Raw genomic sequence first — 19,529 nt, 5'->3', positions numbered from 1 at the left:
CTCCTATAAAATTAAATCAATGCGGTTAGCAACAACATGCAATCCGTTCACCACATCAGTCGGGATGACACAATCCAAGCGGTTCGGGTCAACACCGTTGCGTTGTACCAACAATTTCGCCTTATGCTGCGCCACATTTTCCAAGATTTCTTCTTTTTCTAAACGCAATAAAACATCAAGGATTTCAGACCGCACTTTGTCCGGTGTACGTGCAGATAACTTGGCGCGCGGGAAACGCAACTCAATGCGCTGCTCAATGGCTTTGCGCGTATAGTCCAGCGTGCGAATGGTGGTTAAATCCAAATAGCTTGGGTCATCCGTATTGGTTGCCGACTTGGTATAAGTGGTGATCGCACGCATAATGCGGACACGATGATTTACAACGGTAATCGGGGTTAAACCGTGATATAACGCCTGATTCGCTTCGGTCAATAACGGCGTTTGTGTCGGGTCAACTTCGGTCAAGCCCTTAATTTCGAGCGTATTTAATGGACGTGCCGAGTCTTCTTCGCCCGCAATTACCGCGCCAAAACCTGCCGCAATGAGCGCATGCGATTCAATTGCGCCTTTGTACCAACCGCAAGTCACACGCTCGCTGTTAATTTTTTCGGTGTAAGTCGTACCGGTTGCCATACTGCCGCGCCATGCCAGCACGCCGACGGCAGGTTTTTTCTCTAACGGAGCGGACACGGCTTCTAAGTGTTCGCGTAACGCTTTTGCATTTTTGTCGTCCGCAAATGGCGAAATAATGATGTGATAATGCGTACCGGCAACACTTGCTAATGCAGGGGCTAAATCCGCATTTTCTGCGCCGTTGGCAAATGCTGTCGCCGACAATGTCATGTCTTTAGCCGTATTTGTTGCGGTTAAATTAATTTCATTGCCGATGGCGCCTTTGCATTTTGCAGTAAGCGTAATCGTGCTTTCGGTCACAGATGCCTTTGCCGGGCAATCTGTCGCACCGTTAATCACAGCGTTTAAGCGGGCGGCAACATCTTTGGCTTTTTCGCCTTTTGCTACGGCAACTTTATAGTCAACACCGGCAATGTTTGCCGTCATAACGCCTTGGGTGGTGGCGGTTCCAGTCAACACCAAACTACCGCTTGCCGCGACGCCGGAAGAACTATCCGCTAAACCCATCACAGATAAACGGATGAGTGAGTTGTTAGTAATGGCTATGCGGGTCATTAAATGCGCCCATGAGCCTGCGCCGAATGCTTGTGCTGCGTCTAAGTCGGAATACACGCGCACCGGTTGAGTAAATGCGGTTGTCCCACCAATCATCGGCGCAACGATTAGCACTTCTTGCTCGTTCGTTGGCAGTGTAGTTACTGAGCCTTTAGCGTTGTATTCGGTATAAACACCCGGTTTGCGTAAGCTGTTCGGGATTTTTTCAAATTCAATGTTAGTCATTGCCTGTACCTCTTTGCTTGCGGGTTGGTTGTACTTCGATTAAGTCACCATCAGCGATTCTGCGCTGATAATAGACCGTATTTTCCACTTCAACCGGCTCCTGCTCGATGTAGGCGTGCGGCTGATTTTCTAAAGGGACTTTCACCCCTGGAGTTGCTTTTACAATCATGTTTTATCCTTTGTTTTTACACTAAATCCGACCTCGGCATCGTTATTCGGCTCATATAATTTGCCGTCCACATGCTCAAGGATTGGCGATGATGGGGAGAGTTCGGCCGCATAATGGGTAAACACAAAATCAGGGTTAGTCGGGTCTTGTGTTTCTTCCGGATACAAACCATCTTCCAGTGGAGTGATATCATCAAACGCCGCTTCGTACTCAATGGCATACGCCGTGACTTTCTCCGTGCGAAACTGCGCATTGTTAAACAACGTCCGAATCGCCAGCGGTTTTAACGGCTTAACTAATCCGCCCAAGCGTTGCGTATCCAGCAAGCGGCGTACCGCATAAATCAACTGATTCGCACCGACCTCGCGTTTATCCACCCCGCCTTGTCGTGCGGCTTGGTTACTGCGCAATGAGCGCACCGCCACAATCACCACAAATTTAGCAGAGGTGCGAAACGCTGTGCCGCGCACTCCCATCGGCTCAATTCGCGCACCGCCGAACGTCACCAACACCATAGGCAAACGTCCCGTGCCAAGGCTTTCGTCGTCCAGCTCACCACCGTAGCTTTTCACGGTGTTGGCAAGTTGTCCTAAGCCACGTGTCAAGCGGTCAACCAGTGCATTTTCAATTTCGGTTATCACGCGCAAAAATCCTGTTTTTCGGATTAGTAAAAATCACACCATTGTCTTGTTCGTTGGCATCATTATTCTCTGTAGGCGGCAACCCCAGTGAAATCTTACCCACACTGATATCCTCAAGTTCTTTTAAACTTAATTTATAGCGTGTAATAATTTCTTCTGGAATCGTCACACGAGACATACTCGCTAAACGATAACGTGCCAAATCACAACAAAGTCGCACCAAGTTTTGTGGCACACTCACAAGAGGGAGGGTATAACGTGCTGCCAAATAACCATCAATTTGGCTTGAGCTATCAGATAATGCAACATCAAGCAAATTGTCATTAACTTGCCCAGTCAAATCACGGTCGGTCAGTTCAATGGCTTGCACTTCCCCTACGCGTAACACAAAATCTTCTGCACTGGCGTAATGCATCACTCATCCTTATTTATCGCAGATGGGAATAAGTTCTAACCAGGAATCTTCAGCAAGCATAATAACTTGCTCACCCGTCAAGTTTTCAACTGGAATTTCCACCGCACTTTCTTTGTTAAAACGATAACCACAGCGACCATAAGAGGCTTGCGGATGAATTGCACGTAACGTCACCGCATAGGCAATAGGATGAATCACATCACTGCCTTTGGGCGCGTCATCCGGCTTATCTAAAGTGCGGTCGGTTTCTGCAGTATTTTCGGACGTGTCGGTTTTCACTTCATCGTCTGTCTTGTTTTGCTGTTTCTTTGCCATAGTTTCCTCCTAGTCATTTCTTGCCTTCCCTCGCAAGTGGGGGAAGGCAAGAAAAGAGACGGATTACTCCACAATCTGTGAAGACACCATCACTTTAAGCGCCCCTTTCAACACATTGCTGGTACCGTTGATAATATCGGCTTCCACTAAACGTTTTGCTGTATATTCAAGTGCAGGTGGCACTAATAAGATATTCGGACGAATATTTAACAACTTGCCGCCATCGCCTTTTAAGGATTTCATTTTTGCCAACACGCTCATTAAGACCTCTTCAGTTAATTCGCTGTCTTCCACACGATGAGCAAGTTGCCAGAATGCAAAACCTGCATTACCACGCGCACGCACGCCCCAAATATAGGTATCTTCCATAAATACCGTATCGGATTTAGACGGATCAAATTTCGTCTCAATTTCAGGGGTTAAGCGTTCTTGCCAAATAAATGGCTTCACGGCATTCGTCGTATCCAACAAATAAAACGCTGGTTTTCCTGCTGCACTGCCTTTGGTAATATTACTTTGAGTGGTTTGATTGCCTGTGCCATCGACTTCCGCAAAAACAGGATGATCGTCATCAAAGAAATTCTGCCCGTCATAGCAAAGGGTGCTTTTACCTTGTTTAATTAAGCCAAATACTAAATCATCAGGTAATTCCGCCGCACTTTGTCCCATTTGTTTTACCATCGGACTAAATAAGCCCACCTGGTCGTCTTCAATATTGGTGCGAGGGATAGCAACAGTGCTTTCAAACAACTTATTCGATACTTGCATACCTTGCGCTTGCATTTTGCGTAAACGACGTTTACCCACCCATTCTTGCAATTTTGGGAAATGCCCTAACCAGCCGTAAGTATTGGTTTCGGTAGAACTTGCAATCTTCATAGCAATTTCTGACCATTGAGGATTAATCACGTTTAAACCGCTTGCAAAGTCTTTTTTAAAGGCTTCATCAAGGGCTTTTAAAAGTTCCGATTTTTTGAATTTATCCATTATTTTTGCTCCTTATAGGTTGCCATATAATCTTTTTCGCTTAAGCCTAACGCTTTTGCTGCTGCACTCTCTGCCGCACTTAATGCTGCCATTTTCTGCTCTGGGTCGCCTTTTGCTTGTGGCTCACCACTTAATGCGGCCATTGCAGGTGCTTTTTCTAAGTAAGCACTTAATGCCTCAACAGATAAACTTTCTGCCCAATCTTTTAATGCAGGAGCCAGTTTGCCTTGCGATAATGCCGCTGTGATTAATGCCTCTTTCTTGTCCGCTTCTACAGATGTTTTAAGCGCATTAAAATTAGCCTGCAATGCAACCACCTGATCGACTGGCACAAATTTAGCAGGATCAGGGTTGCCCACTTGCGTAGATAACGCCGCTACCGATTGTTCTTTTTCAGCTAATTTGGCGTAAACATCTAACACGCCCACAGGGCTATCGCCTTTAGCTGCCGAAAGTGCGGTCACTTTCTCCGTAATGTCAGCTTCACTTGCATCTGCTTTTAAAGCAAACAGTGCGCATAATGCTGCCAATAATTTTTTATCCATTGGATTGTCCTCTTGTAACAAATTCACGCTGGCTGCCACCATTGCTTCCTCCATACCATCTAAAGCAGGCGTATTGGTTAATGCAGCATGAAAGATCTTGCGAACATAGCCGCCTGTGTCGTAAGCAAACACAGCCGAGATATAACGATATTCGCCATTTTTGATATAGTCCGCGGCTTTATCAGTCCAACGCACATCAGCAAAAATCCCTTGTGGGGTAAAATAGAAATATTCCATCCAGCCCGCACTCGGTGCTTCTTTGCCGTTTTTTAGGGAGTGAATAATTTGGTGTTCATAGTCAATAGGAAGGGGATTGCGTTGATTATTTGCCAACGCCACCACATCCGCGCCATTTGTATCGGTTACATACCATGCCTCCACATCTGTCGGTCTGCCGTCAGTAGCTCTAAATTTTCCGTAAGGCAAAAGGTGGATGCGTCCATACTTCGCTTTGTCTATTTCAAAACTACAGGCTGCAAGGGTGAGTTTCATTCTTAAAATCCTGAAAAGTTAATCTAGGATTCCAGAATAATGGATTGGTGGTAATGAAAAGAGGGGAGTGACTTCCTCACTCTTCTTAATATTGAATTTTTGAAAAAATAGATTTGATTGGTATCTTTTATCTTAAACCATTTTTAAAACCTTTTTAAATCCTTTTAAATCGTTTTAAAAAAATTCGTTCGATAAATCGCTCCTGTTATCGTAAAAATGCAAATACGCGCGATTTAGGACGGTTTTATGTTTTATTTAACTACACTCCGAAAATAGGCTTGCACATCCTCTAAAATATCATCCTCGTCTTGCGGTGTTAAAACCAAGAATGGGCGGGCAGGAATCTCACTTCCGGGATGATCTACTGATTTTCTGACAATTCCTCCGAATGCCAAGGCTTTTTTAGTGACCGGTTTGATTTTATGCGGGCTGGTTTTTCCGCCGAATTGATGGATAGCCGCATATTTTAGGTTTGTCCCAACCTGCGCTTCGTTGTTATCCCAACTCGAATGGATGCTATTTCTTAATGCACCGCTATCAATCAATGGTTTTCCGTCAGGGCGACTTTTCACACCAAGCCAAGCAGGACGACCACCGGCTTCAAAGTTTTGGTCAACTGAAGATTGCATTGTACCTGCTATCGTACGCATAAGCGGCACATTATATTTCACATGTTGCGCCAATTGTGATAATGCGTGGATAAGTTCTTTTTCGTTGTTGATTTTTACGTCTATCATGTTATAATGCCTCTAGTCGCCCGTAGCAGTGAATCTCGAAAACTGCGAACGAATGCTATTGGAGCAGGGATTGATGTGTGGGGGTGTTCGAGTCCCACCGGGCGACATATCTATTTAAACGCTTTTCGCCATTGTCGATCACTTGCTAAGTGTTGCGATGTCAAGTAAATCTCATTGCTACCATTAAGCACTTTAATGACAGCTATCAATCGCCGTGAATCCACTTCTTTGTAAAATTTAAACGTATTTTTACCGTCTTGTTCTATTTTGTCAGGGCTATATAACACGTCTGGCAACCGTGCATAGTCATCAAAATCAAAATCTTGTCCGTAACGATTTGCAATTTGCTTAATTAACGAGTCGTCAGAAAGCCAAACTGTAGATAAATCAGTTTTAATTTGCTGCTTGGTATCTTCGTTTAACACACCGGCAATAAATTTATAGTCCATTTTAAACCGTTCTCGAATCGGGTTTAAAAATGCCTCACGCTCATTTTTGCCTTTTAGCTTTTTATAATCATCAACATAAGGCGAGAATTCTTTTTCGAACTGTTTAAAATCAAATTTAAATCCCTCGCCGCCCATTTCACGTTTAGCAAATTGGTATGCCAATGATTCAGGATAAAGTGCTAAATTAGGTTTATATACGGTTCGTCCGACATTGTAATCAAAGCCTCTATCCGTAATAATCCATTTATCATCTGACAATTTAAATGCAGTCGTTTTTTCCGTTGTGGTGGCATTGATTTTGCGGTCGTAATCAATCAAACGATCTGCGCTATCCCCAACGACCAGATTGCGGCGAGTAATGTCTCGCTCGGCTAATGCGATAACCGAACATCGGCAGTTAAATCCGTTGGGCGGGTAAAATGTTGCCCAAAACGGATCATCATAGCGATAAACCAAACCGTGCATAGCGGAATGACTTGGGCGGGTACGATCATCATTTACTGCCGAATATTGCCAATAAGGTCGGTTATCTGCGTTATCTCTCATTTCGGCATAGCGCTGAGAAGAATAAGCAGATTGCATGTTGGTGCGATAAATCGTCTCTAATCGGCGTGGTGAGCCAAAATATTCACCGGTTTTCGGATCTGCAAGCAAATATTCTTTGTCATACCCGGCAATCCATCCTTTTTTCTTAAAATGTTCAAAAATTCCTTTTTTCCACTCGCTAAAAGGTAAGCCTTGTGTCTGTGCATCAACTAAAGACTGGTAGATGTCTTTACTCATCTCAAGGCTGGATAAATTGGCGATACGCGTTGCTTTGGCTCGGGCGCTATCCATTAAGGCATCTTCGTCAAAATGCCCTAATATGGCCTTTTTATCCCTTAAAAACTCAATGGCTTTTTTCGGTTCTAGCCCCAAAACGAAATTAACGCTTGGCATTGCTGACTCCCAACAATTCGGACAAAAAGACGGCTTGTGTCAAATAACGTTGATGTTCTGCGTTATCTAAATCCGGGTAAATTTCAGCTAATTTATCACTTGCTTCCTCATAGGTATTACATGCGGTTAATACAACGGCTAATTGACGCACCACAGGGTCTAATTGGCGGTTAAAGTTAATCACATTTAACGCCTCTTAAACTGTTATCCAACAAATCCTGCTCTGTCTCCCCATTATTGCCGGCAGACAACGCCACGCGCGCGCCTTTACCCAAACACCCCGCACACTGGCACCCCACCACATGCGCTGAAAGTGCGGTAGATTTCCCCGGTGTTTTTAAATCGGGATTAAAATCGCTTTGAACAGCTTTTAAAACCACTTCACCGTCTTGCGCTTCAGGTATGCCTAGCTTATCGCGCGTCCATTTTTCGGGGATTTGCACGCCAATGCTCACCAGTTTAGGGATGGCATCTGCAAATACCGATAAATCTTCATATTCTTTTGTATCAAACTCAAAATAAGGGACACGATGTGGCGCAATATTCGGATCAACATTAATTTGCAAATACGGCAAAATGATTTGTTGAGTGATGGTTTGCGCAATCTGTTTTGCATCGCTAATCATTAAATCACGACGCACTTCATTATGCACATTACCTAACGCATTAGTAGAGCTTTTACCATCCGCCCCTGATGTTAAGGTTTGCCCCAAAATCAACCGAGCAATAGATTTCTCACACCAGTCCACCATTTGTAAAAATGGATTATTACCCGATGCAGCACCCGCATTAGCGACGTTATGCAGTTCAATCTGCATCGATTCAGGCATAATGCCTGCCGCGTTATGCCCAATTTCGGCCAACGCACGCAATAATGTGCGTTTCTCCGCATTAGTGGCACCAGCACCATATTTACCAATGCGAATCGGCATACCATAAAGCTCTAAAAACTCGGCAAAATCACGCACAGAATAATGCTTATACATATAAAGCCATGCCAATGTGCGATATAAGCCATCACGAGCCAACTGTGTCGAACGAGATTTATGGCGATGTACCACCCAACCAAAAGGACGTAAAGGCTCACCCATTTGATTAGCTGGCGTGCGTAATAATAAACTATCGTCTTTATCCAATTTAAACCAAGACTGAGGACAAGGTTTAAAGCCTTTGGGAACCCATTTGCCATCTACTTGCGCCCATTGAATTTCCAACGCGGAAAAACCGTGTCCCACGGCATCCATTAAATCGATAAACAAGTCTTCAAGATTGGGATATTGATAAAATAACTCATCAATCTCTGCTTGCAATTTTTCTTCCGCAGGGGTTGCATTACGTGGCTCGACAATGCGCCAATCTAGCGTTAAAACTGAACGCTTACGTGTCATCATATTGGCGGCAATACTGCTATCTTGCTCTTCAATATCCATGAAAAGTTGATGTTGCGCCTGAATATCGCCGTTTTCGGCATCCTCTAAAATCTGCTTTAATTTTGAAGGCGTAATTTTTGCAGAGGGGTGATCATCTAATACACGCCCCGTTGCAGTTACTTCCGCATCATCGGTTTGTGTTGGCTCTGTTTCATTACCTTTTAAAAGGTTTTTAACCTTATCAATAAATCCCATTTAATCCGCCTTTAATGTTTCCATATTGAATAAAGATCGTCTTCATCTTCGTATTCATCTGATTCAATCTCATTTAGTTGATTTAACCCAATCCACTCAATCGCTGCCGAACTACCCACTGCATTGCGCCACAACATTTCCAGCGCATCTGGGCCATCATCATGGTCTGCTTTCGGAAAATGTCTCAACTGTGACTCAAGAGTGGATTGTGAGCGATGTAATAAAATTAACCCGTTGGCAATATGCGGTTGCAAGCTCTCAATGCGAAGCATTTTGTCACTATTGGGTTTTGTTGCCGTAGCAGGCACAGGTTTTCCGCGCGCCGCTGAACGTTTAACCAACTCGGTTTTTAAAAATTCCTGGAACTGTACTGTCTCTACAAACCAACGATGGCAGTTATACTGTGTATGTAGGCGAATAACGTCCTCAATAATTAAATCAGGTAAACGCTTTTTAATTTGCGCTTCAACTACATACAATTTGCCAGTTTCTCTGTGATAGCCGCCAACCAAAATCGCAGACGGGTCACGGCTTGCACCTGCTTTACCCAGTGACGGGTCAACCGCACCAAAATAAATCAAGTTATTAGGTAACTCTGTCCAATACCGAAGACTATTGGCAAAAATCGCGTCATCGCCACTAACCGGGTCATTTTGGTATTCAGAATCAAAAGAGGCGTGTCCATCTGATGCGCGAATTTTCATCAAATAAAGAATCGGACGGGCAAGCCAAGAAACGACGGCGCCTGCATCCATGTCTGCTTTATGTTGTTGATAGAACAAATCAGAAAGCGTGTCATCGTCCCCGTCTTCGGAAAGATAAATATTTTCCCATTCGTCCCACAACGCCATATTGTCTGGCATACGCAAAATGGCTTTAAAACGAACCCGTCTCCAACCCTTGGTATTCAGAATTCGGTTTAATACGCTGTCATAGTGCAGTATTGTTCCCACATAAATTACATCAGATTTTTCACCTGGTCCGCCCAGTTTTAGCACTGCATTTAAGATCCATTTATGTAATTTATTACGCTGTTCTGGGGTTTCCACGGTTTCATCGTTTTCAATATCATCAAGCACGACTAAGTCTGGACGATACGCTCCATGGCGACGACCACGCAATTTTTGCCCCGCACCGACAGCTTCTACTTTTTGACCTTTCCCCATCATAATCGCGCCAGCGCGCCATACCTTGCCCGGTGACACTTCTGGAAAATCAATAGCAAGGCGTGGGTTAGATTCGACTTCTACTTTAATCGCTTCTAGCATCCCATAGGCTTGGTCTCGGCTATCCATGGCAATAATGATGTAATTTTTCAAATTACACACTAAACACCAAAGTGGGAAAAGTTGCGTACAGATAGTGGACTTTGCCTCACCTCGGGGCGCGGCAATAGCTTGTCGGACGGATTTATCTGTTTCTTCAACCGAAAGTGGAAGATTTTTAAACAGATATTCGTGTAACTGGGATTTATGTGGAGAACGTACATAATGCGGAAAATAGGCTTGAACAAAATATTCAAACCCTTTTTCTTTATCTAAGACTTTCTGACGACGCTCTGCAATCGCATGCGGTTTATCATCCCAACCTTCAAAATTCGCTTCGATATTTCGCTGTAATTCAGCACGTAGTTGTTCGAGCTGTTTTTCGAAATCTTTGTATTTCATCTATAACATTACCGCAATAAATAAAAGCCAGCCCCAACCTTTGATACCGGCAGCCATTAACTTAAAAGCACATACAATGCAGACAAATTGCACAATCCAGCGGAAATAGTAATGCTTGTGCACAATAGTTTGACTTTGTTTTTCCATCACTTAAATTCCTGCTTAACAATACCTTCTAAATCATCTAAAACTGACAAAAAGGCTGGTAATAAATCAGGGTGTTTTGTTTTGATCAGATTAGTTACCATCTCAATAACTTTCCACGCTGTCGCCAGTTCCGACACTTCCGGCAATAACCGCTTACTGCTCGCCACCATTTTCGAGTAGCTGTCACCCAAACCTTGGATCAGTTTAGCTTTATCGCTGACTGGCAACTCTTCCGCATGGCGTAGCTCTTCCATGGTTTTTTCAAAGTAGATGACAAAAGTGGTGAGCATACCGCGCGCCACGTCTTCTACTTTGCCGCTTGCCATGGTATTGGCGTCGCGCACCGTGTCCCAGTTGTCACCACGTGCTTCCGCTTCTTTTTTCCAACGGCGAGCGGTGTTGTACGATACACCGGCTTTTTCAGACGCTTGTTCAAGCGTCAGGCAATCAAACACATAGTAACGGCGTACATAAGCCTTGGTTTTTTCATCATGTGCCATCGTCAGCCCCCGAATTTCGCTTTGATGAGCTCAAAGCCAACCGATACCACCAAACCGCCTAAACCGCCCGCCATCACGGACTTAATACCCAATTTATCCATACGCGCTTCAAGCATTTCCAATCGGGTGTCGATGTCGTCCACACGGTCGTCCAATCGGTCGATTTTGCGGTTTACTTCACGTGTTAAATTCAAAATTTCATCTAGTTTTTGATTGGTTAGTGCTTGTTCTGCTTCGTGTTCTAACCGTTTACGTTCTCTTGCCGACATTATTTATCCGCCTTTCTGTCGAGTTTTTCAGTAATAGAGTTTAGCTGCTTGGTGATGGCGTCTAGTTTTTCCATCACGTTTTTGTTGACGATGCCGGCCACTTCTTTTGAGAGATAATCCCGTTTCACTTGGTCAACCTCATCATGTAATTGCTTAAACTCACCATCTAACCGTTTAAACCAAAGACCGATAAAAAATACCGCAATGGACACTAACGCGTTAAACACCATGATGCCGTTAATGTGTAGTTCCATTCTCGCCCCCACAGATTGCCCGCCATGTGTCGTTGTGCGCTTTAATTTGGCGTAGTGTTTCGGTCGTGTCTTGACGGCTGGCATAGATTTTGCCAAAGCCATCGCACGCCGTATTAATCACGCAAGTCGTTTGATTTCCGCATGCTGTCAATAAGCTCGTCACGAGTACTGCTATGAGCGTTTTCTTCATTTTTTCTGCGTTCCTTTTGGTTATTCACACGGGTTTGTAACACTTGATTTTGTGTTTCGAGTTGTTTTTTAGCTTGCTCTAAATTAGCCGTTTTAGCTTTTGCCCGACGCCACATTACCCACAACAACAAAATGGCAGAGCTAAGAGCAGTCATAGCAATATGTAATAGATTCATTTTTAACCTCATAAGCCTGGTCTTTGATACCCGTCATCGTCATCTTGACGTTGCCGTGGTTGATAGTTTTGATTGTTATTGCGTTTGTTTTTGGACTGATATGCCATCACTGCGCCTTTTGTTGCTGCCGACCCGCCACAGAAAAACGCAAAATACAAATAGAGATCGGTCGCATTGTCACGACCGAGATAGACCGAATACACAAGCACACCGGCAAGCACTAAAAATCCAAAAAACTGAATAAAGCCTGTAGTACTGGCGCGCCCATTATCATTAGTAAATAACTCAAAAAATTTACGCATCATAATGCTCCGATATACGCATATAACGCAGTGGCAGGCGTGGCTTTGCCTTTTGCAATATAACTCCACGCATTCTTGCTGTATTTTTTCGGACGTTTCTTATACTGATAAATCTTCGGGTTAAAGCGTTTAAATACCCGGCTAAACAGATTAAAAATGTTTTTAAAACTAAACTTCATTGTCTTGTGCTCCATATCTCAAGTTTTGTGCCACACGATTCACCCAACCTTTGCCATATCGGTCAAAGTTCTTTAATCGGGTGTAAAAATTAAGGCGTTCGCCGTTTAACACCATCAACGTGTCAGAGATTGGATTGCGATTGATGGCCTCTAGAGAGTATTTACCAATAATGCCGTCATCTAACACACCAACTGCGCGCTGTAACATACGGCTCGCATTGCCAAACCCGTGATTCACCGCCGCATCAAAAAATTGATAGGCAACGGCATCAGGCATTTGCTCACAGTTGTAACGTAACCAAAATGCGCGGTAATAGATTTCATAGGCTTGTTGGCGCGTCATGGTTTTCATGTTGCCGGTATAGCCATTCGCCTGCGCGGTGCGTTTAGTGACACCCCAGTTTGTTTCGCCGCCCGGGTCACGTGGATCATCGACGTAACCGCCCTCATGCCCGATAAGCCGGTCAAAAATTTGTTTGAAAGATAAAGACATAAAAAAAATACCCTCAATCGTTGATATGATTGAGGGTATTCTGTGTTAAATGGGGTCGAATGGGTGGAGGAGACAGTTCCACACACCCTGTAATTCTAAAATAAGGCGGCTTGTTGATATTGCGGAGTTTGTTGCGTGCGCACAATCTCCCACGCTTGGCGGTCGGAAAGACGATATTTCGGGCAAAGCTCTAACATTGCCGTGCGTCCGCTTTTCTTTTCGGTTTGCGTGATGTAGTCAAAATCCGCTTTTAGGCGCTCGTTGCGTAACAAACGCAGGGCGACTTCACAACGCGGAATATACACTTCCTCCGCCTGAAAATAATGACGCAATTTGACCGCACTTTCAAGCCCGATGAGTGCTTTTAGTCGCGGGAAATACACTGCTCCGTCGGTAAAACGGAATGTCGCCCCACCAAATTGATTAATAATCTTCTCTACATCCGTAAACCCAACTAGTTCCACCATTTCCAATACAATTTCAGGCAGATAGTCGGCGACACTTTCAAACTTAGACTGCATAAAATTCCCCCTATATGACCATTTTGGGCGAATTATCACACGTAAATTTCAAAAAGCAGGTTTCTACACCTAAAAATATGATAAAAAAATCCCGCGCGGGGCGGGATTTGGAATTAATGTTTTGTCGTTTTCGGTTTTTTTGATTTTTTAGGAAAAATCCAGTATTTTCGACCATAATCTTTGGCATAAATTAAACGTCGTTCGCTCTTATCCTTGTTACGGGTATAGCGTGCTTCACAACGTGTAAAGCCTTCAATATCATCAAGTACGGGTGTTTTTCCCAGTGTTTTTACGGATGTTTTTTCCAGTGTTTTTACGGATGTTTTTTCCATGGTTTTACCTATAAATGGAAAAACCCCTTGAAACAAACCAGCTTTTTACGTAAAATCTTACTCGACTTTTAGAAAGTCAAGAAAAATTTATACAACCCTGTGTTTATATACAAGGGGTCTTGTGTTAAATGGAATCACATGGTCATTGGTCGTGAGAATGTGATCCCGAAGTATTAAGCCCAATCAGCTCAAACTGGTTGGGCTTCCCTATATCTAGTGGTATAAAACAAATACACAAACTAGATATTGTTATATTAGATCCTTTTTTAAACAAAAGCAAGTGTAAGTTATTGTTTTTGATCAAATTATCCAATATAAAGCCCGTATAGCGACTTTTCCACGGATCCCAATCTTTTATACTAATTTAAAATAAAACGTAAATTTGACCCGTTTTAGGCGGTTATACGTTCATATTTATCCTTATTTGTTTATATTTGTTCGTTCCTGAACGTTTCAGGATATAAAAAAGCCCCAACTTGATCGCTGAGGCTGAATAATTATTTACGGCTTTATTCTTTTAATTGCAATACTTGTGGCAGTAGCTGCAATGTCATCTTCCATGCTTTTTCGGATTCATCTGGCGACAATGCTTTGCAATCTACATATTCATTACCATAATCGCTGGTGTCAGTTTCATTTTGTGCCACAATTAATGTTATTTTACGTAATGCACAGCCTGCAATCGGATTATGATCGTGTCCGAAAGATCCATCTTTCATTGAAAACGCAACATTTCGTAATGCTTGATAATTTCCCTGTAAGGCTTTATTTAGTTCTCCTTTGGCTTTATCTGTCATTGAAAAGGCCGAAACAGAAATTAAGCCACATACCATAGCAATTAATAGTTTTTTCATTATTTTTCTCCAATAAAAAAGGCTCCATAGGAGCCTTTAATTTACGCTTAATTTGTTGTTATGCAACTAATTTTTAACATTCTGTTTTCTTCGGTCATACACCGCCAACATTTGCACCACTTTTTTCAACTGCCACACCTCCAACCAATGCACGAAATCTATGTTAAATGCTTTTTTCGCCATGCCGTCTGCATAACTCTGTGGCAGGCCGTATTCCGTTAAAAGTATGGTTATTTTTGCCATATATTTCGCTTTATCCGCCCTTGGTGCGGGACGTTTTGGCGCATTTTTCACACTAAACACCACGCCTTTTGCTTTTATGGCGCGCAATACTTGCATCAATTCGGCATCTGTCATTACGGTGCAACTATGTTTATCTACCGTGTCCAACAAAAAGCGTTTATATTGGTCGTCGGTCATTTTAAGCATGCCTTTGCCGATGTGGATCTTTTGGATCATCTGTTTACGGGTTTGTGGTTGCATTTTGTTCCTCTTTCCATGCTTTCCATATTAGATATTCTGGTGTTTTCTCAACATATTCTAATTTTCCAATTACTGCATAGCGTTCAATGTATTGGATAGCATCTGTACGCTTGTCTTCTGCCAATTTCTCCGAATTTTTAACCGCATTTTGGCCTTGCTCATTGCGCACCACGGCAAACAAGGGTTTAGCCCCTTCATATACCTTTTTAAGGTAGTTATGATTAGTTAATGCCACCACATTTCGGGTTTCTCGGCGGTTTTTCATCACGCCACTGACAGTTTCAGTGAGAGCATGGGACAACAACGGACTCGGCTGATACATCTCCAACACTTCTTGCATTAATTTCAATGCTCTTGAGTTGGATAACGCGGATTTTTCAGGTCTAAATAGGGCAATATAACTCACCAATGCACGGGCATTGTCGCCGCGTAAATTGGTGATAATCCCCAACATCTCACGCCCCGCATCATCTTCCAACAGCGCATCCAAGTGGATGTCACTATGGCAAACCGGGCAACGACATAATTTCACTTTTAAAACTCCTTTAAACTTAAAACACATTACTCAGCCCACTTAAATAATCCCCCTCTTTAGTAAAGAGGGGTTAGGGGAGATTTGAATGGGCTGTAAATGGGTTTTAGTCATCAAAACAAATTTCGTTAACCTTAGGTGCTAACCGATACCATGAGCTCACACGGAAAATTGAGTACCGTTCACTCCCTTGTTCTCTGATGGCGAGAAAAACATATTGATCTTCTTCATAACACTCCCATTTGCTATAATTACGCATAAATAACTCTTCGGCGACACTTGATTCTAAATAAAATGGTCGTTTTTTTCGGTCAAATTCTAACCACTCGCTATCTTTAATGATTTTCTCTACTTCTTCTTTTTCTGGTTCTTCGTCATCTAGATCATCAATAAGTAACCATTCGTATTCGATATCCATAATTTATTCCCCCATTCGAATGGAAAACCCACCGTGACGAAATACAACATTTTGATCGTCTTCAGTAAGTTTTTTCATTAATTGGTATGTTTTAGGGCATCTGCCGGAACCTTTTTCTTCGTTGAGTAAACACTCTAACTCATCCCAATGTTCCACCAGTTTTGCCCAAATCGGGGAAATCTCTTTCATCTTATAAAGATAATCTCGCATTTTCGGTACTCGTTCTAATAACTTCACGCAACGAGATAAATCGCTCGGATCAAACGGATAACTTTTACGTCTTGGTATCACATCAAAACCAATCACAAACGCCATACATTTACTACTTAACCCGACATCTTCATCATCTGCCAACCATTGAATGATTTTTGTCTGCATTTTTCCTCCTTATTAATTGAAAACACATTATTCAGCCCACTTCATCTAATTTATCCCCCTCTTTTGTAAAGAGGGGCTAGGGGAGATTTGAATGGGCTGTAAATGGGTTTTATCAATCTAACCCTGACCACTCATGATATGCGGTAGCCTGGATAACCAAACTAAGATGTACATCAAATAACTCTTGTTCTTCTGGTTTTCCTTTCGGAAAGATTGATATATAAATATTTTCATTTTCCTCCAGCTCCCAATCCCAATTATTTTCTTCAACAATTTGCTCAACAAGGCTATCAACAACATCGTGATCGCTTTCATACTTTTTACTTTCACTTTGTTTTATCTTCGCCTCTATATCTTCGACTGTTGGCTCTTTGCTACCAAAAACGATATATTCCCATTGATATTTCATATTTTATCCTTAGTCGATAGGTGGTTGTGGCAGTGGTTGCCAGTGAGTAACAACATCACACTTACCAATATCATCCGTGTGAAATTCGTTGTCTTCTGTCATGTATCCAATAAAAACTCTCATTTCTTCTTCGCCGTCGTTATATGGTATGCCATATAGCAGTACATCTTTTGAGACAATGCCACTAAAAACTGTATGATATAATTCAGGCAATCTCTCCGAACACTTAATCCATCCATTATTTTTACTCATTTTTCCCCTCCAAAATTGCTTTGCGTTTTGCTTTAATAATCGGCGTAATAGCTCGTTTAATCGCCAATTGCAATTCAAGCGTAAAATTTTCATCTTTTAAATATTCATACTGTGTTGCAATCACCATCAATTTAGAGGGTACTAAATCAAAGAACTGTCTATAAGTGTCCACCTCATTAAAAACATCCCCCTCCCAATCAAATCTAGTAATTCTTCCGTATTCAAGTACTTTTGTCTTACTGGATATCTCTAAGGCATCTCTTTGAGATTCAAACATTTCGACTTCAAGCGCTACACGTACTTTGGGTTCGGTTTTATTGCTCATTTTCATCCCCCTTATTTTGCTCGCTGAAGAATCTCGTCAATAACTGGATCCTTCAAAAGAATTTTTTCAATAAAGCCAATCAACATACGGCCAGTTTCATTAGGATTTTCGACTTTCGCACTAACCTCCCATTCGTCCCCATCTTGGGTGCAAAAATCTAATTTTATTTTGTGTTCGAAACCACTTTTAACGTTATCGTCCATACCCTCAAGCACAATCCAACCCGCTCTCACAATTTCAGGTAACTTAAACATCAAACAAGTCATCGCATCCTTAACATATAAAGCTGTCATTTGATGGTATTCTGTGTTGACATTAAAAGTTAAATCGTCATCACTGACTCCAACTTTAAACTCAAACGTTACTGCATATTTTTTTTCTTCCATTTCACTCATCTCCCTAATCTCATTCTCAACCCTGGCAACAAATTCTGTACATTTTCCACATAAACAGCAGCATATTGAGCTTTCCCTGTGCGAAGATAGGTTTGTGCTTTAATAAGCTGCATTGCTGCTTGTTGCAATATTTCATCCAACCGCACTTTTTCTTGTTCCGTCATCTCGCATATCTCCATTTACCTTTCGGCATTGTGTCTGTAATGTCAGCCTCGGCCCATTTTAAAAACTTGGTTATGCTGATTTTTGGATAGTGTCTCCCGTTTCTGACTGATGGGCTATCATATTGCAAACCATCAACAAACCCCTCTTTATTGTCATAAATAAGCCCCTTCCATAGTATTTGTCTATCCCCTAATAACGGAGGAAAACCGTGTTCTTTAGGACTTTTTGCAGAGTAAACATGCCCAACATGCAAGTCATCTTTTGTTAGCTCAGTCATACTTCCTCCACTTCAACCACATCATCAATTTCTGTAATCGTATGTGGTAATTTATTCACATCACACACATTTAAATCACACATTTCTAATACTTGCTCATTGCTTTCAGCTTCAACGACAGCTTCGACCAAACAATAAAAGCGCACCACATACTTAGCCATGCTTCACCTCCGGTCTTCTGCTTGGATTTTTGACATAATGCGCACACATCTTTTGGCGGTTTAATGCCCATTCTTCATTTTCGCTTTTTCGAGCAACAATAGCCGCTCTCTGCCAGGCAGCCTCAGCAGTTTCCCATGCACCAGCACGCTCCATTTCGACCGCTAGCGTGCTAAAATCTTTATAGGTTCGTAGTTTTTCCATACATTGCTCCTTAGTTAATGATTAAAACCTATTACTAATGCCCCTCATCCCGTCCCCCTCTTTTGTAAAGAGGGGTTAGGGGAGATTTAAAGGGCATTTAAATAAGCTTTAAGCCCCCGCCACATCTAACGCAATCGGCACATACTGATCGCTTTCGCCCACACGTTCGTAAAGGCGCACATAAGCCTTACTGCTTACCACTTGTACGCTTTCGCTAATTGCCTGCATCGCGTTTTGCCAACGTGGATCTTGAATATCAACTCGACGCAATCCTAAAATGCGAGAAGTATTTAAATTACCTTCCTTATCCACATTAAACGCACGTTCAATTAACGCTTTTAATTCAGGACGAGAGCCTTCGCTCCATTCATTCAAGCACTCATCAATCAACACTTTGGCAGCCTGGATACGCTCATCAAATTGTAAATGGTCGTTAATAGCACGTTGGATTTTGTATTTTCCGTCGTAGCTATAAAGCGTGATATTGCCTTTACTACCGCCAACTTTTGCATTGTATTTTTCAGCCGAAAGTTCAATAAACGCCTGAATATCGCCGAAAATGCCATCTTTAAAATTGCGCATCTCCTTATTTAAGGACACGCCTTTTTCCACCCATTCACGCACAAGCGCATCACGCGCTTTGTCGATTTCTTTCACCAACTCAGCTGGCGTTAAATTGCCTTTGGCATCACGCCAATATTCTTTACCTTCAATCATCACTTTCATGTTTAAACCTCTTCTTTATCTAATTTGATTACAATCAATCTGTTGCCTTTGTTACGCTTTAGGATCGCTTCTGACCCCATCGCATACAGTGTTTTTTTTCTAATATTAAATTTCTTTGCTAGTTCTTCCGCCGTGCCGTCGCCTAGATTCTCTTCTCCGCGATATACGGCGTAGATTTGACGATATTTAGGCACCT

At 42.5% G+C, this 19,529-nt stretch carries 34 protein-coding genes and 1 pseudogene; all 35 read right to left on the bottom strand.

Annotated features, from left to right (window positions below; genetic code table 11):
• Positions 1-3: 3 nt before the first annotated feature.
• The 35 genes and pseudogenes from ACPT8Q_RS07995 to ACPT8Q_RS07825 all read right to left on the bottom strand — a co-directional run bounded on the left by ACPT8Q_RS07995 (position 4) and on the right by ACPT8Q_RS07825 (position 19,527).
• Complete coding sequence (locus ACPT8Q_RS07995; protein WP_061671410.1) at positions 4-1,413, bottom strand: phage tail sheath subtilisin-like domain-containing protein; 1,410 nt, start codon at positions 1,411-1,413, stop codon at positions 4-6.
• Positions 1,406-1,582 (bottom strand): DUF2635 domain-containing protein, encoded by a 177-nt coding sequence (locus ACPT8Q_RS07990; protein WP_076773766.1) that lies wholly within the window; start codon positions 1,580-1,582, stop codon positions 1,406-1,408. The genes ACPT8Q_RS07995 and ACPT8Q_RS07990 overlap by 8 nt, the downstream gene beginning before the upstream one ends.
• Positions 1,579-2,223, bottom strand: coding sequence for a phage protein Gp37 (locus tag ACPT8Q_RS07985; protein WP_061671411.1), 645 nt, complete (start codon positions 2,221-2,223; stop codon positions 1,579-1,581). The genes ACPT8Q_RS07990 and ACPT8Q_RS07985 overlap by 4 nt, the downstream gene beginning before the upstream one ends.
• Complete coding sequence (locus ACPT8Q_RS07980; RefSeq protein WP_061832748.1) at positions 2,207-2,638, bottom strand: gp436 family protein; 432 nt, start codon at positions 2,636-2,638, stop codon at positions 2,207-2,209. Before ACPT8Q_RS07980 ends, ACPT8Q_RS07985 begins: the two co-directional genes overlap by 17 nt.
• Positions 2,639-2,647: 9 nt before the next feature.
• Entirely contained in the window at positions 2,648-2,953 is a 306-nt protein-coding gene (locus ACPT8Q_RS07975) for a hypothetical protein (RefSeq protein ID WP_061671413.1), read from the bottom strand.
• A 63-nt stretch (positions 2,954-3,016) separates the two neighbouring features.
• A complete protein-coding gene (locus ACPT8Q_RS07970) occupies positions 3,017-3,940 on the bottom strand; it encodes a Mu-like prophage major head subunit gpT family protein (RefSeq protein ID WP_061671414.1) in 924 nt (307 codons plus the stop codon).
• Positions 3,940-4,977: a phage protease gene (locus tag ACPT8Q_RS07965; protein WP_061671415.1), complete on the bottom strand. Its 1,038-nt coding sequence runs from the start codon at positions 4,975-4,977 to the stop codon at positions 3,940-3,942. The genes ACPT8Q_RS07970 and ACPT8Q_RS07965 overlap by 1 nt, the downstream gene beginning before the upstream one ends.
• Positions 4,978-5,228: 251 nt before the next feature.
• A complete protein-coding gene (locus tag ACPT8Q_RS07960) occupies positions 5,229-5,714 on the bottom strand; it encodes a phage virion morphogenesis protein (RefSeq protein WP_061671416.1) in 486 nt (161 codons plus the stop codon).
• Between the two features lie 110 nt (positions 5,715-5,824).
• A complete protein-coding gene (locus ACPT8Q_RS07955; protein ID WP_116954268.1) occupies positions 5,825-7,102 on the bottom strand; it encodes a phage minor head protein in 1,278 nt (425 codons plus the stop codon).
• Positions 7,089-8,727: pseudogene (locus ACPT8Q_RS07950) on the bottom strand (DUF935 domain-containing protein). The gene ACPT8Q_RS07955 and the pseudogene ACPT8Q_RS07950 overlap by 14 nt, the downstream one beginning before the upstream one ends.
• A gap of 11 nt (positions 8,728-8,738) precedes the next feature.
• On the bottom strand, positions 8,739-10,394 hold the full coding sequence (terL, locus tag ACPT8Q_RS07945) for a phage terminase large subunit (RefSeq protein ID WP_061671349.1): 1,656 nt from the start codon (positions 10,392-10,394) through the stop codon (positions 8,739-8,741).
• Positions 10,395-10,541: a hypothetical protein gene (locus ACPT8Q_RS07940; protein ID WP_005688562.1), complete on the bottom strand. Its 147-nt coding sequence runs from the start codon at positions 10,539-10,541 to the stop codon at positions 10,395-10,397.
• Positions 10,541-11,041: a DUF1804 family protein gene (locus ACPT8Q_RS07935; protein WP_061671350.1), complete on the bottom strand. Its 501-nt coding sequence runs from the start codon at positions 11,039-11,041 to the stop codon at positions 10,541-10,543. Before ACPT8Q_RS07935 ends, ACPT8Q_RS07940 begins: the two co-directional genes overlap by 1 nt.
• A 2-nt stretch (positions 11,042-11,043) precedes the next feature.
• Positions 11,044-11,310, bottom strand: coding sequence for a hypothetical protein (locus ACPT8Q_RS07930; protein ID WP_061671351.1), 267 nt, complete (start codon positions 11,308-11,310; stop codon positions 11,044-11,046).
• Positions 11,310-11,666 carry a hypothetical protein gene (locus ACPT8Q_RS07925; protein ID WP_230304880.1) on the bottom strand — a complete coding sequence of 119 codons (357 nt, stop codon included), beginning with the start codon at positions 11,664-11,666 and terminating at the stop codon, positions 11,310-11,312. The genes ACPT8Q_RS07930 and ACPT8Q_RS07925 overlap by 1 nt, the downstream gene beginning before the upstream one ends.
• A gap of 11 nt (positions 11,667-11,677) precedes the next feature.
• A complete protein-coding gene (locus ACPT8Q_RS07920; RefSeq protein WP_061671352.1) occupies positions 11,678-11,929 on the bottom strand; it encodes a DUF2681 domain-containing protein in 252 nt (83 codons plus the stop codon).
• An 8-nt stretch (positions 11,930-11,937) separates the two neighbouring features.
• A complete protein-coding gene (locus tag ACPT8Q_RS07915; protein ID WP_061671353.1) occupies positions 11,938-12,231 on the bottom strand; it encodes a DUF2644 domain-containing protein in 294 nt (97 codons plus the stop codon).
• A 168-nt stretch (positions 12,232-12,399) separates the two neighbouring features.
• Positions 12,400-12,903, bottom strand: a complete 504-nt coding sequence (locus tag ACPT8Q_RS07910) for a glycoside hydrolase family 108 protein (RefSeq protein ID WP_061671354.1) — start codon at positions 12,901-12,903, stop codon at positions 12,400-12,402.
• Between the two features lie 95 nt (positions 12,904-12,998).
• On the bottom strand, positions 12,999-13,424 hold the full coding sequence (locus ACPT8Q_RS07905; RefSeq protein ID WP_061671355.1) for a Mor transcription activator family protein: 426 nt from the start codon (positions 13,422-13,424) through the stop codon (positions 12,999-13,001).
• 113 nt (positions 13,425-13,537) lie between these two features.
• Positions 13,538-13,756, bottom strand: a complete 219-nt coding sequence (locus ACPT8Q_RS07900) for a hypothetical protein (protein ID WP_061671356.1) — start codon at positions 13,754-13,756, stop codon at positions 13,538-13,540.
• Positions 13,757-14,265: 509 nt separating this feature from the next.
• A complete protein-coding gene (locus ACPT8Q_RS07895; RefSeq protein ID WP_061671357.1) occupies positions 14,266-14,610 on the bottom strand; it encodes a hypothetical protein in 345 nt (114 codons plus the stop codon).
• 66 nt (positions 14,611-14,676) lie between these two features.
• Positions 14,677-15,093 (bottom strand): gp16 family protein, encoded by a 417-nt coding sequence (locus ACPT8Q_RS07890; RefSeq protein WP_061671358.1) that lies wholly within the window; start codon positions 15,091-15,093, stop codon positions 14,677-14,679.
• On the bottom strand, positions 15,074-15,625 hold the full coding sequence (locus ACPT8Q_RS07885; protein WP_061671359.1) for a hypothetical protein: 552 nt from the start codon (positions 15,623-15,625) through the stop codon (positions 15,074-15,076). Before ACPT8Q_RS07885 ends, ACPT8Q_RS07890 begins: the two co-directional genes overlap by 20 nt.
• A 106-nt stretch (positions 15,626-15,731) precedes the next feature.
• Positions 15,732-16,043, bottom strand: a complete 312-nt coding sequence (locus ACPT8Q_RS07880; RefSeq protein WP_061671360.1) for a hypothetical protein — start codon at positions 16,041-16,043, stop codon at positions 15,732-15,734.
• Positions 16,044-16,046: 3 nt separating this feature from the next.
• The gene (locus ACPT8Q_RS07875) at positions 16,047-16,421 is read right to left on the bottom strand and encodes a hypothetical protein (protein WP_061671361.1); all 375 of its coding nucleotides are present in this window, start codon (positions 16,419-16,421) and stop codon (positions 16,047-16,049) included.
• A 112-nt stretch (positions 16,422-16,533) separates the two neighbouring features.
• Positions 16,534-16,830, bottom strand: coding sequence for a hypothetical protein (locus ACPT8Q_RS07870; protein WP_061671362.1), 297 nt, complete (start codon positions 16,828-16,830; stop codon positions 16,534-16,536).
• A 9-nt stretch (positions 16,831-16,839) separates the two neighbouring features.
• Positions 16,840-17,082, bottom strand: a complete 243-nt coding sequence (locus ACPT8Q_RS07865) for a DUF551 domain-containing protein (RefSeq protein ID WP_061671363.1) — start codon at positions 17,080-17,082, stop codon at positions 16,840-16,842.
• Entirely contained in the window at positions 17,075-17,407 is a 333-nt protein-coding gene (locus ACPT8Q_RS07860; protein WP_061671364.1) for a hypothetical protein, read from the bottom strand. Before ACPT8Q_RS07860 ends, ACPT8Q_RS07865 begins: the two co-directional genes overlap by 8 nt.
• A gap of 11 nt (positions 17,408-17,418) precedes the next feature.
• The gene (locus ACPT8Q_RS07855) at positions 17,419-17,793 is read right to left on the bottom strand and encodes a hypothetical protein (protein ID WP_061671389.1); all 375 of its coding nucleotides are present in this window, start codon (positions 17,791-17,793) and stop codon (positions 17,419-17,421) included.
• A 5-nt stretch (positions 17,794-17,798) separates the two neighbouring features.
• Positions 17,799-17,966: a hypothetical protein gene (locus ACPT8Q_RS07850; RefSeq protein ID WP_171970182.1), complete on the bottom strand. Its 168-nt coding sequence runs from the start codon at positions 17,964-17,966 to the stop codon at positions 17,799-17,801.
• On the bottom strand, positions 17,963-18,244 hold the full coding sequence (locus ACPT8Q_RS07845) for a hypothetical protein (protein WP_061671365.1): 282 nt from the start codon (positions 18,242-18,244) through the stop codon (positions 17,963-17,965). The genes ACPT8Q_RS07850 and ACPT8Q_RS07845 overlap by 4 nt, the downstream gene beginning before the upstream one ends.
• Positions 18,241-18,405, bottom strand: a complete 165-nt coding sequence (locus ACPT8Q_RS07840) for a hypothetical protein (protein WP_171970181.1) — start codon at positions 18,403-18,405, stop codon at positions 18,241-18,243. Before ACPT8Q_RS07840 ends, ACPT8Q_RS07845 begins: the two co-directional genes overlap by 4 nt.
• Entirely contained in the window at positions 18,398-18,607 is a 210-nt protein-coding gene (locus ACPT8Q_RS07835) for an ANR family transcriptional regulator (RefSeq protein WP_061671366.1), read from the bottom strand. The genes ACPT8Q_RS07840 and ACPT8Q_RS07835 overlap by 8 nt, the downstream gene beginning before the upstream one ends.
• A 108-nt stretch (positions 18,608-18,715) precedes the next feature.
• Complete coding sequence (locus tag ACPT8Q_RS07830) at positions 18,716-19,333, bottom strand: DUF3164 family protein (protein ID WP_061671367.1); 618 nt, start codon at positions 19,331-19,333, stop codon at positions 18,716-18,718.
• 2 nt (positions 19,334-19,335) lie between these two features.
• A complete protein-coding gene (locus ACPT8Q_RS07825) occupies positions 19,336-19,527 on the bottom strand; it encodes a hypothetical protein (protein WP_061671368.1) in 192 nt (63 codons plus the stop codon).
• Between the last annotated feature and the right edge of the window lie 2 nt (positions 19,528-19,529).

Origin of the sequence: Haemophilus sp. HN_Hi10, assembly GCF_049821985.1 — a bacterium.
In the GTDB taxonomy this organism is placed as follows: domain Bacteria; phylum Pseudomonadota; class Gammaproteobacteria; order Enterobacterales; family Pasteurellaceae; genus Haemophilus; species Haemophilus influenzae_D.
Note: the sequence above shows the minus strand (reverse complement) of the source record. Positions and strands in the feature narration are given on the sequence as shown.

Coding starts and splice junctions, on each gene's coding strand:
- ACPT8Q_RS07930 (WP_061671351.1), bottom strand. CDS start 11,310: ATGTCGGCAAGAGAACGTAAACGGTTAGAACACGAAGCAGAACAAGCA.
- ACPT8Q_RS07845 (WP_061671365.1), bottom strand. CDS start 18,244: ATGACTGAGCTAACAAAAGATGACTTGCATGTTGGGCATGTTTACTCT.
- ACPT8Q_RS07960 (WP_061671416.1), bottom strand. CDS start 5,714: ATGATAGACGTAAAAATCAACAACGAAAAAGAACTTATCCACGCATTA.
- ACPT8Q_RS07860 (WP_061671364.1), bottom strand. CDS start 17,407: ATGAGCAATAAAACCGAACCCAAAGTACGTGTAGCGCTTGAAGTCGAA.
- ACPT8Q_RS07830 (WP_061671367.1), bottom strand. CDS start 19,333: ATGAAAGTGATGATTGAAGGTAAAGAATATTGGCGTGATGCCAAAGGC.
- ACPT8Q_RS07980 (WP_061832748.1), bottom strand. CDS start 2,638: ATGCATTACGCCAGTGCAGAAGATTTTGTGTTACGCGTAGGGGAAGTG.
- ACPT8Q_RS07910 (WP_061671354.1), bottom strand. CDS start 12,903: ATGTCTTTATCTTTCAAACAAATTTTTGACCGGCTTATCGGGCATGAG.
- ACPT8Q_RS07840 (WP_171970181.1), bottom strand. CDS start 18,405: ATGGCTAAGTATGTGGTGCGCTTTTATTGTTTGGTCGAAGCTGTCGTT.
- ACPT8Q_RS07965 (WP_061671415.1), bottom strand. CDS start 4,977: ATGAAACTCACCCTTGCAGCCTGTAGTTTTGAAATAGACAAAGCGAAG.
- ACPT8Q_RS07995 (WP_061671410.1), bottom strand. CDS start 1,413: ATGACTAACATTGAATTTGAAAAAATCCCGAACAGCTTACGCAAACCG.
- ACPT8Q_RS07900 (WP_061671356.1), bottom strand. CDS start 13,756: ATGGAAAAAACATCCGTAAAAACACTGGAAAAAACATCCGTAAAAACA.
- ACPT8Q_RS07970 (WP_061671414.1), bottom strand. CDS start 3,940: ATGGATAAATTCAAAAAATCGGAACTTTTAAAAGCCCTTGATGAAGCC.
- ACPT8Q_RS07875 (WP_061671361.1), bottom strand. CDS start 16,421: ATGCAGACAAAAATCATTCAATGGTTGGCAGATGATGAAGATGTCGGG.
- ACPT8Q_RS07990 (WP_076773766.1), bottom strand. CDS start 1,582: ATGATTGTAAAAGCAACTCCAGGGGTGAAAGTCCCTTTAGAAAATCAG.
- ACPT8Q_RS07870 (WP_061671362.1), bottom strand. CDS start 16,830: ATGAAATATCAATGGGAATATATCGTTTTTGGTAGCAAAGAGCCAACA.
- ACPT8Q_RS07890 (WP_061671358.1), bottom strand. CDS start 15,093: ATGCAACCACAAACCCGTAAACAGATGATCCAAAAGATCCACATCGGC.
- ACPT8Q_RS07935 (WP_061671350.1), bottom strand. CDS start 11,041: ATGGCACATGATGAAAAAACCAAGGCTTATGTACGCCGTTACTATGTG.
- ACPT8Q_RS07855 (WP_061671389.1), bottom strand. CDS start 17,793: ATGGAAGAAAAAAAATATGCAGTAACGTTTGAGTTTAAAGTTGGAGTC.
- ACPT8Q_RS07895 (WP_061671357.1), bottom strand. CDS start 14,610: ATGAAAAAACTATTAATTGCTATGGTATGTGGCTTAATTTCTGTTTCG.
- ACPT8Q_RS07850 (WP_171970182.1), bottom strand. CDS start 17,966: ATGACGGAACAAGAAAAAGTGCGGTTGGATGAAATATTGCAACAAGCA.
- ACPT8Q_RS07925 (WP_230304880.1), bottom strand. CDS start 11,666: ATGGCTTTGGCAAAATCTATGCCAGCCGTCAAGACACGACCGAAACAC.
- ACPT8Q_RS07920 (WP_061671352.1), bottom strand. CDS start 11,929: ATGAATCTATTACATATTGCTATGACTGCTCTTAGCTCTGCCATTTTG.
- ACPT8Q_RS07835 (WP_061671366.1), bottom strand. CDS start 18,607: ATGGAAAAACTACGAACCTATAAAGATTTTAGCACGCTAGCGGTCGAA.
- ACPT8Q_RS07905 (WP_061671355.1), bottom strand. CDS start 13,424: ATGCAGTCTAAGTTTGAAAGTGTCGCCGACTATCTGCCTGAAATTGTA.
- ACPT8Q_RS07955 (WP_116954268.1), bottom strand. CDS start 7,102: ATGCCAAGCGTTAATTTCGTTTTGGGGCTAGAACCGAAAAAAGCCATT.
- ACPT8Q_RS07940 (WP_005688562.1), bottom strand. CDS start 10,541: ATGGAAAAACAAAGTCAAACTATTGTGCACAAGCATTACTATTTCCGC.
- ACPT8Q_RS07915 (WP_061671353.1), bottom strand. CDS start 12,231: ATGCGTAAATTTTTTGAGTTATTTACTAATGATAATGGGCGCGCCAGT.
- ACPT8Q_RS07880 (WP_061671360.1), bottom strand. CDS start 16,043: ATGGATATCGAATACGAATGGTTACTTATTGATGATCTAGATGACGAA.
- ACPT8Q_RS07975 (WP_061671413.1), bottom strand. CDS start 2,953: ATGGCAAAGAAACAGCAAAACAAGACAGACGATGAAGTGAAAACCGAC.
- ACPT8Q_RS07865 (WP_061671363.1), bottom strand. CDS start 17,082: ATGAGTAAAAATAATGGATGGATTAAGTGTTCGGAGAGATTGCCTGAA.
- terL (WP_061671349.1), bottom strand. CDS start 10,394: ATGAAATACAAAGATTTCGAAAAACAGCTCGAACAACTACGTGCTGAA.